Source organism: Pseudomonas sp. WS 5059 (genome assembly GCF_012985525.1).
Lineage (GTDB): Bacteria > Pseudomonadota > Gammaproteobacteria > Pseudomonadales > Pseudomonadaceae > Aquipseudomonas.
This window is the reverse complement of the sequence record NZ_JAAQWO010000006.1, coordinates 364,485-377,679: the sequence shown is the minus strand read 5'-3', so window position 1 is coordinate 377,679 and position 13,195 is coordinate 364,485. Positions and strand designations below refer to the sequence as shown.

The 13,195-nt window shown below is 62.8% G+C and carries 13 protein-coding genes; 5 read left to right on the top strand and 8 right to left on the bottom strand.

All coding sequences use genetic code 11. From position 1 onward, the window contains the following. From cyoC to cyoE, 3 genes are read left to right on the top strand one after another with little or no spacing between them, the layout of a single operon-like run. Positions 1 to 627, top strand: coding sequence for a cytochrome o ubiquinol oxidase subunit III (cyoC, locus tag HBO12_RS19750; RefSeq protein WP_038446230.1), 627 nt, complete (start codon positions 1 to 3; stop codon positions 625 to 627). Beyond that, entirely contained in the window at positions 627 to 962 is a 336-nt protein-coding gene (cyoD, locus tag HBO12_RS19745) for a cytochrome o ubiquinol oxidase subunit IV (protein ID WP_029300215.1), read from the top strand. Before cyoC ends, cyoD begins: the two co-directional genes overlap by 1 nt. A gap of 11 nt (positions 963 to 973) precedes the next feature. Continuing rightward, a complete protein-coding gene (gene cyoE / locus HBO12_RS19740) occupies positions 974 to 1,861 on the top strand; it encodes a heme o synthase (protein WP_029300217.1) in 888 nt (295 codons plus the stop codon). 484 nt (positions 1,862 to 2,345) lie between these two features. Here cyoE and HBO12_RS19735 read toward each other — a convergent pair whose 3' ends face one another. The 8 genes from HBO12_RS19735 to HBO12_RS19700 form a co-directional block, all read right to left on the bottom strand. Beyond that, positions 2,346 to 3,050: a hypothetical protein gene (locus tag HBO12_RS19735; protein ID WP_170042996.1), complete on the bottom strand. Its 705-nt coding sequence runs from the start codon at positions 3,048 to 3,050 to the stop codon at positions 2,346 to 2,348. A 107-nt stretch (positions 3,051 to 3,157) separates the two neighbouring features. Next, a complete protein-coding gene (locus HBO12_RS19730; protein WP_170042995.1) occupies positions 3,158 to 4,075 on the bottom strand; it encodes a CobW family GTP-binding protein in 918 nt (305 codons plus the stop codon). Then, positions 4,072 to 5,808 carry an amidohydrolase family protein gene (locus HBO12_RS19725; RefSeq protein ID WP_170042994.1) on the bottom strand — a complete coding sequence of 579 codons (1,737 nt, stop codon included), beginning with the start codon at positions 5,806 to 5,808 and terminating at the stop codon, positions 4,072 to 4,074. Before HBO12_RS19725 ends, HBO12_RS19730 begins: the two co-directional genes overlap by 4 nt. A gap of 132 nt (positions 5,809 to 5,940) precedes the next feature. After that, positions 5,941 to 7,122: a pyridoxal phosphate-dependent aminotransferase gene (locus HBO12_RS19720; RefSeq protein ID WP_170042993.1), complete on the bottom strand. Its 1,182-nt coding sequence runs from the start codon at positions 7,120 to 7,122 to the stop codon at positions 5,941 to 5,943. Positions 7,123 to 7,143: 21 nt separating this feature from the next. Continuing rightward, entirely contained in the window at positions 7,144 to 7,833 is a 690-nt protein-coding gene (locus HBO12_RS19715; RefSeq protein WP_057437876.1) for an ABC transporter permease, read from the bottom strand. Positions 7,834 to 7,845: 12 nt separating this feature from the next. Continuing rightward, the gene (locus tag HBO12_RS19710; RefSeq protein WP_169902072.1) at positions 7,846 to 8,559 is read right to left on the bottom strand and encodes an ABC transporter permease; all 714 of its coding nucleotides are present in this window, start codon (positions 8,557 to 8,559) and stop codon (positions 7,846 to 7,848) included. Positions 8,560 to 8,577: 18 nt separating this feature from the next. Continuing rightward, entirely contained in the window at positions 8,578 to 9,351 is a 774-nt protein-coding gene (locus tag HBO12_RS19705) for a transporter substrate-binding domain-containing protein (protein WP_169956230.1), read from the bottom strand. 47 nt (positions 9,352 to 9,398) lie between these two features. Further along, a complete protein-coding gene (locus HBO12_RS19700) occupies positions 9,399 to 10,181 on the bottom strand; it encodes an ABC transporter ATP-binding protein (protein WP_076962773.1) in 783 nt (260 codons plus the stop codon). 305 nt (positions 10,182 to 10,486) lie between these two features. Here HBO12_RS19700 and HBO12_RS19695 point away from each other — a divergent pair, with 305 nt between their 5' ends. Together HBO12_RS19695 and HBO12_RS19690 are read left to right on the top strand one after the other, a co-directional pair. Further along, positions 10,487 to 11,371, top strand: a complete 885-nt coding sequence (locus HBO12_RS19695; RefSeq protein ID WP_029300234.1) for a LysR substrate-binding domain-containing protein — start codon at positions 10,487 to 10,489, stop codon at positions 11,369 to 11,371. A gap of 118 nt (positions 11,372 to 11,489) precedes the next feature. Then, positions 11,490 to 13,097, top strand: a complete 1,608-nt coding sequence (locus HBO12_RS19690) for a 5-guanidino-2-oxopentanoate decarboxylase (RefSeq protein WP_170042992.1) — start codon at positions 11,490 to 11,492, stop codon at positions 13,095 to 13,097. Positions 13,098 to 13,195: the final 98 nt, after the last annotated feature.

The window sequence follows — 13,195 nt, the reverse complement described above, 5'->3', positions numbered from 1 at the left end:
ATGTCGAACTTAGTGACCAATGCTGGACACGCCCATGTCGATGACCATGGGCACGATGACCATCACCACGACTCGGGCGAGATGACCGTATACGGTTTCTGGCTCTACCTGATGACCGACTGCATCCTGTTTGCATCGATCTTCGCGGTATACGCGGTACTGGTAAACAACGTAGCGGGTGGCCCATCGGGCCACGACATCTTCGAACTGAATTACGTACTGGGCGAAACCGCCTTGCTGCTGTTCAGTTCGATCACCTACGGCTTCGCCATGCTGGCGTTCTTCCGTGGCAACAAGGCGGGCGTGCTGAAGTGGCTGGGCCTGACCTTCCTGCTCGGCCTTGGCTTTATCGCCATGGAGATCAACGAGTTCCACCTGCTGATCTCCGAAGGCTACGGCCCTAGCCGTTCCGGCTTCCTGTCGGCGTTCTTCACCCTGGTCGGTACCCACGGTCTGCACGTCACCGCCGGTCTGATCTGGATGGCGATCATGATGTACCAGGTCAACAAGCATGGCCTGACGTCGACCAACAAGACCCGCCTGAGCTGCCTGAGCCTGTTCTGGCACTTCCTGGACGTGGTCTGGATCTGCGTCTTCACCGTTGTCTACTTGATGGGGACTCTGTAATGGCTAATGCACACTCCCATGACAGCCATGATGCGAGCCACGGCAGCGTAAAGTCTTACGCTATCGGCTTCATCCTGTCGGTGATCCTGACGATCATCCCGTTCGGCCTGGTGATGTACCCAACCTTGCCGAAGGCCACGACACTGGCCATCGTGCTGTTGTTCGCGGTGATCCAGGTGGTTGTCCACCTGTATTACTTCCTGCACCTGGATCGCTCCCAGGCCCAGCGCAACAACGTGATTGCGTTTGTGTTCACGGCCATTGTGATCCTGCTGCTGGTCGGCCTGTCGTTGTGGATCATGTTCAGCATCCACACCTACATGATGGCGAAGTGAGGTAAGACCCGATGTCGCTCAAGCACTTTATCCAAATCACCAAACCGGGGATCATTTTCGGTAACGTGCTTTCTGTGGCAGGCGGTTTCTTCCTGGCCTCCAAGGGGCATGTCGATCTGGCCATCTTCCTGGCGGCAATGATCGGCACTTCCCTTGTTGTGGCATCCGGTTGCGTGTTCAACAACTGCATCGACCGTGACATCGATATCAAGATGGAACGCACCAAGAATCGTGTGCTGGTCCAGGGCCTGATCTCCCTGAAACTGGCACTGATCTTCGCGACCGTCCTCGGTGTTGCCGGCGTGGCATTGCTGTACACGGTGGCCAATCCGCTGGCGGCGTTGTTTGCCGTGATCGGCTTTGTCATCTACGTCGGCCTCTACAGCCTGTACCTCAAGCGCAAGTCGGTTCACGGCACGCTGGTGGGCAGCCTGTCGGGGGCGATGCCGCCGGTGATTGGTTATGTCGCTGTGACCAATAGCTTCGACATGGCTGCGCTGGTGCTGCTGGTGATGTTCAGCCTGTGGCAGATGCCGCACTCCTACGCCATTGCGATCTTCCGTTTCAACGATTACCTGGCGGCTTCGATTCCGGTATTGCCGGTCAAGCGCGGCATCCAGGTGGCGAAGAAACACATCCTGCTCTACATCCTGGCCTTCCTTGTGGCGACCTTGATGTTGACCTTCAGTGGCTACGCCGGCATGAGCTACCTCGCCGTCGCCGCGGCCATGGGCATGTACTGGTTGTACATGGCCTGGACCGGCTACAAGGCGGTGGATGACACTGTCTGGGCGCGCAAGTTGTTCGTCTTCTCGATCTTCACCATCACGGCCTTGAGCGTGATGATGTCCCTGGATTTCCAGGTGCCGAAAGAGTTGCTGCTGACTTACGCCCACTGAGTTGGGATGCAATGAAAAGCCCCGCCTTCGAGAGAAGCGCGGGGCTTTTTTGTGGGGGTGGTTTGGTATGAGTACATATCCATTTCTGCGGTAACGGCGGCCTAGGGTTCCGCCCTGACGGCGGCTCACTTTGGAAAAGCCCCAAAGTAAGCAAAGGGCTCTTGCCCCACCACTCGGTGCCTCGCCTAGGCTCGGCATGCCCGCAGTCAGGCATTGCTCCGTGGGCCCGCCGCGATCGGCCATCCATGGCCGTGTCGCGGCTACCCCGGCATCCTGCCGGGGTGCCCACTGCGCAATACCTGCCTGCGGCCATCGTGATTTAACGGGGCGCCTGAGATCAAAAGCAACAGCAAAACCAGAGCGCGGAGCTGCTTACCTGTGGGAGCGGGCTTGCTCGCGAAAGCGGTGTATCAATCAACAAATAAGTGACTGACACTGCGCATTCGCGAGCAAGCCCGCTCCCACATTTAGAGGGGGGTAGGGCTTATTGCTGGGCGATGCTGTAACCGTCAAACGCAGTCTGCTGTTGCAGCGCGGTGACGATGCTCTTGCGCGTCAAAGGCTGCTCGACACCGGAGTTATCCACAAAGCTCTCACTCTCAAGCTCCGCTTCATCCCCTTCGCCCACAAAGCTGAACCCCAAAAACTCCAGCGCCTCGCGGTCAACATTGAGCTTGGAGCGCGGCGTGCGCAGCGGCAGGGTCACGCTGATCCCGTCCTTGCTGATCACAAACACTTCCACTTCCTTCTTCGCCCGGGCGGCCTTGCCCTTGCCGGCGCTCGGGTTGCTGATGGCCTGGTGGGTCTGGTTCAGCACCTTGAGCGCCAGGCCATACACCAGTTCCTGGAACTCGGGGTCGTCCTTGAAGCTGGACAGGATGCGGCTGATCGAAAACTTGCTGCTCAGGTCTTCCAGGGCGGCGTTGTCGGCCGCTTCGGCGTCCTTGAGCTGTTTGAGCTGGCCCATCAGGTCGTAGGCCTGGTCATCGTCGAAGGCGTCGTGGGCCTGGCGGATGGCGATGCGCAATTCGCGGATCTGGTCGCTTTCCTTGGAGGTATGGAACGCGTCCAGCACCATTTCACTGATGTTCTTGGCCGCTGGCACATGCTGTGAAAGATTGATGGCGTTTTCGTATTCAGCTTTGGATTGCAAGGTGACTACGGATTCTTCAGTACGGGAATCGGACATTGAAATTTCACTACTTCTGTAAGCGGGGAGACGAAAAAGCGTCGGGCATTTTCAAGGGCCAGGGTAGCAAGGTCAAGGCGGCACTCTGCCTTCATCGTCATCCGCGTCTACAGGCCCTGTATCTCTTGCAGTTGCGCCTCCAGCCGCTCCCGTAGCTCGCTGCCGCGTCGGGCGATGAACACCAGTTGCGATGAATCCTGCGCATGCTCGCCGCCGGCCAGGGTGAACTGGCTACGGTTGCCCACATGTTGCAACCAGAAGGGTTGGTCGTTGCCCTGTAAATGCACCAGGCCTTTGAGGCGGAACAAATCCTTGGGCAGTTGCCCCAGCCAATCGCGCAGGGCTTTGGCCGGCAGGGCCTGGGTGCCCTGCCAGGTCCAGCTTTCGAACAGTTCGTGGTGCGGCGCCGGCACCGGCGTCAGGCCGTTGCGTGGGTTGCGTTCGCCCAGCAGCAGGGCGTCGGGGATCTGCGCCTGGACGGTACTGATCACCCGCGTACGCGCCCCGATCTCGGCGCGCAGGCGCTGCAGTTCGGCGGCGCTGACCAGGTCGGCCTTGTTCAACAGCACCAGGTCGGCACACGCCACCTGAGCGCGGGACAAGCGCGCGAATTCACCTTCCAGGGTGCTGTAGCCGCTGGCGTCCACCAGGGTGATCACCGTATCCAGGTACAGGTGCGCCTTGAGTTGTGGATAACCCAGGGTTTGTACAATGCGTTGCGGGTCGGACACGCCGCTGCACTCGATCACGATCCGATCCAGGCGTGGGCGCATCTGGCTCAGGCTCACCAGTTGCGCCAGCAGGTCCTCTTGCACGGTGCAGCAGATGCAGCCGTTCTGCAGGCTGAACACGGCGTCGGTGACTTCGGCGATGATCGCCGCATCGATATTCAGCTCGCCGAAGTCATTGACGATCACCGCCATGCGCCCATGTTGCGGCTGCTGGGCGATACGGTTGAGCAGGGTGGTCTTGCCTGCGCCGAGAAAGCCCGAGACTACCGTGACCGCAATACGCTCGCTATTCATTCGATCACCGGCGGCAGGCCTTGCCACACGGCTTGCAGCGCCGTGCCTTCAAAAGTGTTGAGGCGGTCGTACACCGGCCGCCCATCGACCAGGGTCAGCAGCACCTGGGTCTGGTGGATGTAGTTGCGCGCGGGCTGGGCGAACAGGTCGCGGTCGATCACGATCAGGTCGGCGCACTTGCCCACCTCCAGGCTGCCGGTGGAGTGCTCCAGGCCCATGGCGTGGGCGCCGTTGAGGGTCGCCACTTGCAGTGCCTGCTCCAGGGTGATCGGCTCGCCGAAGCAGTCCGGTTCCTGGTTCCAGGGGTTTTGCCGGGTGACCATGGTTTCCAGGGCCAACCACGGGTCAATCGAGGCCACCGGCCAGTCGGTGCCCATCACCGCCAGGCCGCCTTCCGCCAGCACGCCTTTGAAGTCGTAGATGCGCTTGAGGCGCTCGGCGCCGTAACCGGAGCGGGCGCCGCTGGCAAACGGCGTCGGGTACCAGGCCGCCGGGGAGAACTCGGCGATCACATTCAGCGCCTTGAAGCGCTTGAGGTTGCCCGGATGTAGCAGGGTGCTGTGGGCACATTGGTGACGAATGCCGCTGTCACCGTTGACCCGCCGCGCCTCGGCTACCGCATCGAGAAATACATCGGAAGCGCCGTCGCCGGTGCAATGGGCGATCACCCGCAGGCCGCGCCGGTCCATGTCCACCACCATGTCGGTGATATGTTCCGGGGTCAGGTTGAGCTTGCCGCGCCAGGTGGAGTCGGCTGCCCAAGGGGTCATCAGGTACGAAGACTTGGGCTCCACGGTGCCGTCGAAGTGGAACTTCACCGCGTTGGCGTTCAGCCGCGCGCTGCGATAGTAGTGACGCTCGCCGCCGAGCAATTCCCAACGCCGGCGCACCGGGAAGATGTCGTCCTGCCAACTGATCGCGGCTTCCACGCGCAGGCTCAATTCGCCCGCGTCGTCCAGCTCCTTGAGGGCGTCCAGGCGTCGCTCGCAGACGTGAACATACTTGGTCGCGGTAACGCCACGCGAGCTCTGGAAATGCACGCCGTCGCGATAGGCCCGGCGCAGCACCGCCACCGGGGTCGGCGGCATGGCCGCGTGGATCAGCGCGTAGGCGCCGTCGATCATCAGGCCGTTGGGCTCGCCGCTGAGTTCGTCGCGCTCCATATAGCCGTTGCGCGGGTCGGCGGTGTTGCGGTCGATGCCGGCCAGTTTCAAGGCGCAGGAGTTGACCATCATGGTCCCCCACATACGGTCCAGAAGCGCCACCGGGCGGTCCGGCATGATGCTGTCGAGCCACTCGCGCCCTGGGGTCAGGCCGGCTTCGCGGAAGGTATAGCGCACCCAGTACTGGCCGTAGATCCAGCCATCGCCTGGGTGGGCATCGGCGTAGGCGTGGATCGCTGCCGCCAGTTGTTCGGGGGTGGGATCTTCGATGCCCACGTCCAGGTCATCGCTGTAGCGTGGCGCCAGGGCGAGGTCCGGATGGGTGTGCATGTCGTGCAGGCCGGGCATGCAGAATGCGCCCAGCAGGTCATGCTGGCGGGTCTGCGGGCCGATCAGGTGTTGCAGGTCGGCGAGTGTGCCGACTGCGATAAAACGTCCCCCGCGAATCGCCACCGCGTCGGCCCATGGCCGGGCCGGGTCGAGGGTGTAGAAACGGCCGTGGTGCAACACCAGGTCAGCGTGCTCGCCGACAACGGAGTGGGTGGAAGTGAATTGGTCGGAAGCGGTCACGGGGGAAACCTCAATATTCAGAAGCGGCGACGATCAAAGGGTGGGAGCTGGCTTGCCTGCGATGGCATCACCGTGGTGTGCCTGTGGGACCGAGTTGCCCGCATCGCGAGCAAGCTCGCTCCCACATAAAACTCAGCGGTTGGCGCGCAGGCCCTCGACAAACCCGGCAATCCGCTGGCAAGCGTCTTTGAGGGTGTCGTCGGCGACGGTAAAGGAGATGCGCACAAAGCCTTCGGCACTGGCGCCAAACGCCTGGGCATCGAGCACCGACACGCCGGTGGCGCGGAACAGCTGCCAGGCAAAGTCCATGCTCGACAGCCCCGTGCGGCGCACGTCCACCAGCATGAACATCCCGGCCTGCGGTACCCGGCAATCAAGGTCGGCGATGTCACCCAGGCCGGCCACCACCAGGTCACGCCGGCGGCGATACACGGTGCGCGCGTCGCTCACCACCTCGTCATCCAGTTCCAGGGCCTTGATCGCCGCTTCCTGGATAAACCCCGGCAAGCCATAGAGCATGCACAGCAACAGGTTATCCAGATGGCCGACCAATGTGGTCGGCGCCACCACCCAACCCACGCGCCAGCCGGTCATGGCGTGGGTTTTCGACAGGCTGTTGAGCACCACGGTGCGCTCGGCCATGCCCGGCAGCGAGGCGATGCTCAGGTGCGGCTGGTCGTAAGTGATCTGGCCGTAGACCTCATCGGAAATCACCCACAAGTCATGCTCGCGGGCGACTTCCGCCACCAACTCCAGCTCTTCACGGCTGTAGACGTTCCCGGTGGGGTTGCACGGCGTGGCCAGGGCAATGCCCCGGGTCTTGGCGCTAATGGCTTTTTCCAGGGCCGCGCGGGTCAGGCGAAAGCCGTTGGCCGCCGGTTGCTCGATGGTCGCGATGCGCGCACCGGAGGCGTGGATGCATGCCTCGTAGGTCAGGTACATCGGCTCCGGCACCAGCACTTCGTCGCCATGGCTGAACAGGCACAACGAGGTGGCGAACAGGCCGTTTTGCGCACCGGCCACCAGGGCCACGTTATCGGCGTGTACGGCGATGCCTTGCAGACGGCTTTGCTTGGCGGCAATCGCCTCGCGCAGGGCCGGTCGGCCGAGGACGTGGGTGTAATGGGTGTCGCCGGCGCGCAGGGCGTCGACGGCGGTTTCGCAGATGGCACTGGCGGTGGCGAAGTCGGGATCGCCGACGCTCAACACAATCACATCTTCGCCACGGCCACGGGCTTCGACTGCCGCGTAGTGAATATCCCAGGCGCTGACGGACTCGCCACTAATGCGCTCGACAAACGGTGAATAACGCATCCTTGTTCTCCTAAAATTGATTCAAGCCTGGCGCTGCGGGACTTTGCCCCAGCGCGAGAAGACGTGTTCGATCACGAACGCCAGGACAATGTAGATCACCGCCACCGCCAACAGGGGCTCATACACCCGCAGCGTCTGTGCCCGCACCAGGTTGGCGGCGCCGAGCAGGTCGGTGACGGCCACGGTGGAGGCCAGCGCAGTCGCCTTGAGCAGCAGCACGGTTTCGCCCACCAGCGTCGGCTTGACCAACTCCAGGGCCCGTGGCAACCAGACCCGGCGCAGCACCATCAGGCGCTTCATGCCAAACGCCCGCGCCGCTTCCAGTTCGCCCCGTGGCACGGCGCGCAGGGCACCGCGCAGCACTTCGCCGACATACGCACCGACACACAAAATCAGCGCCAGGGCCACGTACCAGAAACCTTCACGCAAGTACGGCCAGAGGAAACTGCCGCGAATCAGCGGGTAGCTGGCAAACACGCTGCCCACGCCGTAATACAGGATGTAGATCTGCACCAGCAGCGGCGTGCCCCGGAATACTGCGGTATAGGCGCGCAACGGCCCGCTGATCAGTGGGTTGGACGACAAGCGCCCCAACGCCACCAGCACCGCCAGCAAGAAGCCAAACACCCCGGACAAGGCCAGCAACTTCAGGGTGATGCCCAGGCCGTGCAGCAGTTCGTTGCCAAAACTGTTGATCCATGAAAAGTCCATCGGCTGCGCTCCTTAGTGCTGCGGCATCCAGCGGTTGATCCGTCGCTCGAACACCCGGAAGGCTCCGTTGGAAATCAGGGTGATGATGAAATACACCGCCGCCACCGCCAGGTAGAACACCAGGTAATGCTTGGTGGAACCGGCCGCCTGTTTGCCCACCGAGAGCAACTCGCTGTAGCCGACGATGCTGATCAGCGCGCTGTCCTTGACCAGCACCAGCCACAGGTTTGACAGGCCGGCCATGGCAAACGGCAACATGCTCGGCAGCAACACCCGGCGCACCAGCAGCCAGCGCTCAATGCCAAAGGCCCGCGCCGCTTCCAGTTGGCCCACGGGAATGGCCTGGATCGCGCCGCGAATGATCTCTGCCGAATACGCGCCCTGGACGATGCCCAGCACCAGCACGGCGGCGATAAAACCGTTGACCGTCACGCTCTCGCGGCCCATGGCGGCCATCGCCATGTTCAGCAGGTCGGTGCCGGCGTAATACAGCAGCAAAATCAGCAGCAGCTCCGGCACCGCGCGGTACAGCGTGGTGTACAGGTTGGCCAGGCGCACCATCCAGCGTGGGCCCTTGAGCTTGATCATGGCCACCAGCAGGCCGATGCCCAGGCCCAGCACAAAGGCCCCGGCGGAAATCTGTAAGGTCACCACCGCCCCCTGGAGCAGGGCGTTGAGCCAGCCATCGGCGACGAACAGCTGGGTGAGTTCGGACAAAGAAATCATGGCGCGTTCCGTTGGACGTTATTGCGCGGAAATATCGACGCTGAAATAGCGGCTGCGAATTTTGTCGTAGGTGCCGTCAGCCTTGAGCGCCGCCAGTGCGGTGTTGAGCTGCTCGCGCAGGCTGTCATCACCCTTGCGCACCGCGGCACCGATGCCGGACCCAAACAGCGGGTCTTTGGGCGCCAGGCCCTTGTCGGCCAGGCCGCTGCCGGCATCAGACTTGAGCATCGGCTCGATGGTCAGGGCGTCGGCGAGCATCACGTCGATCCGCCCGCTTTGCAGGTCGGCGGTCATGTCGTCCTGGGTGTTGTAGTAGCGCAGGGTCGAGCCCTTGGCGTAGTAGGCCTTGAGGTAAGTGGCGTTGGAGGTCGAGCCCTGCACGCCGATCAACTTGCCCTTGAGGCCTTCGGGGGTGGTGACCAGCTCCAGGCTTTTGTCGGCGACCCACATGGCCGGAGTCTGGTAGTACGGGGCGGTAAAGGCGATGACCTTTTCGCGCTCCTCGGTGATGCTCAGGGAGTTGAGGATCACGTCGATCTGGCTCGATTGCAGCGCCGGGATCAAACCGTCCCAGGACACTTCCTTGAGCGGACACTGGGCTTGCAGGCGTTCGCACAGGGCCTTGATCAGGTCCGGCTCGAAGCCGCTCCAGGCGCCATTGCCGGCTTTTTCGGAGAACGGCGGGTAGGGTTCCAGGGCGATGCCGAAGACGATTTTCTCGGCGGCAATTGCACTGTGGGACAGCACGGCGAGCACGCAGCCGGCGGCGAGGGATTTCAGAGAGTTATGCATGGCTTGACCCTTTCGAAGTTATTGTTTTGAAGGATGGAAGCGGCAGTTCAAACGCGATTGTCCTGGGCCATGACGAACTGGCGGCAACGCTCGCTGGTGGGGTTGTGGAAGACTTGCTGGGGCGTGCCTTCTTCTTCAACCAACCCTTGGTGCAAAAACATGACCTTGCTCGATACATCGCGGGCAAACGCCATTTCGTGGGTGACGAGGATCATGGTGCGGCCTTCTTCGGCGATGCCCTGGATCACCTTCAGCACTTCGCCGACCAGTTCCGGGTCGAGGGCCGAGGTGGGTTCATCCATCAGCAACACGCGCGGGCGCATGGCCAGGGCGCGGGCGATGGCCACGCGCTGTTGCTGGCCGCCGGACAGGAAGGCGGGGAAGGTATCGCGCTTGCTGGCCAGGCCGACTTTTTCCAGCAGGTGCTCGGCGTGGGCGATGGCGTCCTTGCGGTCTTCACCCAACACATACACCGGTGCTTCGATGACATTTTCCAGCACGGTGCGGTGGGGCCACAGGTTGAAGCTCTGGAACACCATGCCCAGTTGCGTGCGCAGGCGTGCCACCTGGTCAGGATCGGCGATCAGCGGGTTGCCGGCGCGGTCCTTTTTCAGGCGCACTTCTTCGCCGTTGATGCGCAGGCTGCCGCTGCAGGGTATTTCCAGGAGGTTGATGCAACGCAGCAGGGTGCTTTTGCCCGAACCGCTGGAGCCGATCAGCGACACCACATCGCCTTCATTGGCGCGCAGGGAAATGCCTTTGAGAACATGGTGCGCGGCATAGCTCTTGTGCAAAGCATCGATGGCGACCACCGGGGTGACTGGGTTCAAGGGTTTTCCCTCTTTATTTTTGTAAATTGATCAACCTGGACACCGCCCCCTGTAGGAGCTGGCTTGCCAGCGAAAAACGCCAGAACACCGCATTTATCCAGAATGCCCACGTCATCGCTGACGACCATCGCCGGCCAGTCTGGGAATGCCGTGATGCAGGTCGAGAATAGCCACTGGCCACTTGAGGTCAATCGAGCATTTTTCGCTCGATATTGAAATTTAATTCAACTGTCCCGCGCGCCGGCGGCTATGTCTCAGGCGCGATTGCGGCTATGGTGCGGGTATCTTTGAGCAGGTGAACATCCATGCGTTACCCCTCCATGACCGCCTTGCGCGCGCTGGACGCGGTGGCCCGGCTGGGCAGCGTGTCCGAGGCCGCGACCGAGCTGAACCTCACCCCCAGCGCCATCAGCCACCAGATCAAGAGCCTGGAACAGACCCTGGGTTTTGCCCTGACCGAGCGCACCGGGCGCAATATCCGCATCACCTGGCAGGGCGAGCGCTATGCCCGGGATATCCACGGGCTGCTGGCCAATATCCTCGAGGCCGGGCAGCGTTTCGATGGCCAGCAGGTCAGCGGGCGCCTGTGTATCAGCAGCCCGGCGGGGTTTGCCACCTATTGGTTGTGCACCCATATCGCCGACTTCCAGGCACTTTATCCACAGGTCGAACTGCACCTGATATCACCGCGCACCCCGGACGACACCAGCGACCACGGCGCCGACCTGTTTATCGCCTACGGCATGGGCGACTGGCCCAACCAGCATGTGCAGAAGATCGTCTCGCTGCGCTACTTCCCGGTGTGCAGCCCGCGCCTGGTCAACACCATGGGCGGCCTGAAGAACCCGGAGCACCTGGCCGGTGCGCCGTTGCTGCATATGATCGACTACTCCGACTGGCGCGTTTGGCTGGCCGCCGCCGGTGCACCGAATGTCGATGTGCAGCGCGGCATCGTGTTTGCCGATGCGCACTTTGTGCAGTCGGCGTGCATCGCCAGCCAGGGCATCGCCATGGGCGACAACCTGATCAGCGGCGAGGCCCTGGCCAGGGGCTTGCTGGTGCGGCCGTTCGAGACCGAGATTGAGTCCAACCGTGGCTATTACCTGGTGGCCGATCACCAGAAAGTCGAGCGCCCGGTGGTACAGGCATTTGGCGAGTGGGTGAAATCGCAGCTGGGTGGCGGGCTTTGACGCGCGGCAATCCGTGAATTTTTTTTGCCAATGGCCGGTAAATTTTTTGCTTGTCCGACCTCCGAGCGCGCCCTAAGGTCTGGCCAATCGACACAGAACAATAAGAAGGAAATGAGCAATGACCACCTGCGCCCAGTCCCTGGTTCGCCTGCTGGAAGGTTATGGGGTAGATACCGTGTTCGGCATCCCCGGCGTGCACACCGTCGAGCTCTATCGCGGCCTGCACGGCAGCCGCCTGCGCCATGTCAGCCCGCGCCATGAGCAGGGCGCCGGCTTTATGGCCGACGGCTACGCCCGCGCCAGCGGCAAGCCGGGGGTGTGTTTCATCATCACCGGCCCCGGCATGACCAATATTCTGACCGCCATGGGCCAGGCCTATGCCGACTCGGTGCCGATGCTGGTGATTTCCACCACCAACCGCCGCGAACACCTGCGCCTGGGCCACGGGCACCTGCACGAGCTGCCGGATCAGCGCGCGATGGTCGCTGGTGTGTGTGCGTTCAGCCATACCCTGCAATCGCCGGAGCAATTGCCGGAATTGCTGGCCCGCGCCTTCGCCGTGTTCAAGTGCGCGCGCCCACGTCCGGTGCATCTGGAAATCCCCCTGGATGTGCTGGACATGCCCGCCGTGGACCTCAACCTGATGCCCCGCAGCCTGCCAGGCGCCCCGGCCCCGGCGCCGGCCTCGCTGCGGGCGGCGTTGAGCCTGCTCAATGAGGCGCGGCGGCCGCTGATCCTCGCTGGCGGCGGCGCCCGTGATTGCGCCGAAGTCTTGCAGCAACTGGCCGAACGCCTGCAAGCGCCGGTGGCCCTGACAACCAATGCCCGTGGCTTGCTGCCCATGGGCCACCCGTTGTTGCTGGACGGCGTGCAGTCTTCCAGGCACGGCCGCTCGTTGTTTGACGAGGCCGATGTGATCCTCGCCGTGGGCACTGAACTGGGAGAGACCGACTACGACTTCTTCGGCCTTGGCCCACTGAAATTCAAGGCGCCGCTGATCCGCCTGGATATCGACCCGATGCAAGTCATGGGCGTGCAACGCGCCCATGTCGGGCTGGTGGGCGATGCCCGCGAAGGGTTGCAGGCGCTGCTGGATGAGGTCCGTCCGCCGGCGCCGAGCGGGCGTTGGGCGCAGGACAGCGTGCAGCGCGTCAACCGCCTGGAGCGCGAGACGTGGAATGCCAAGCAGCAGGGGCTGCAAGGCTTGCTGGACCTGCTGCGCGACAGCCTGGTCGACCCGCTGATCGTCGGCGATTCGACCCAGCCGGTGTACCAGGGCGCGGTGGGCTACCAGGCCCCGGCTGCCAACAGTTGGTTTAATGCCGGAACCGGCTACGGCACCCTCGGCTACGGATTGCCAGCGGCAATTGGCGCCAAGCTGGCCAAGCCCGAGCGGCCGGTGGTGGCGCTGGTGGGCGATGGCGGCCTGCAGTTTGCCAGCAACGAACTGATCGCGGCCCGCGAGGCCGGCATCGGCGTGATCCTGGTGGTGTGGAACAACCAGTGCTACGGCGAGATCCGGGACTATATGCAGGCCCGGGAAATCACGCCGCTGGGGGTGGATATCCTGACCCCGGACTTTGCCGCGATGGCCCGCAGTTGCCACGTCGCCCACCACACGGCCGACACGCCACAGGCCTTGCACGCGTTGTTGCAAAGCCTGGCCGCCACCCCTCAACCGGTGATGATCGAACTCGACGCTGCGCACTACCTGCAAAACGCCTGAAGCGCTTCGGCCCTGATCCATGTCAACGGGCCACCATCGAAAATCCGCTACAACACAACCGGGGCTTACCCAGCCCCGGTTATCCGCCTGATGACCTC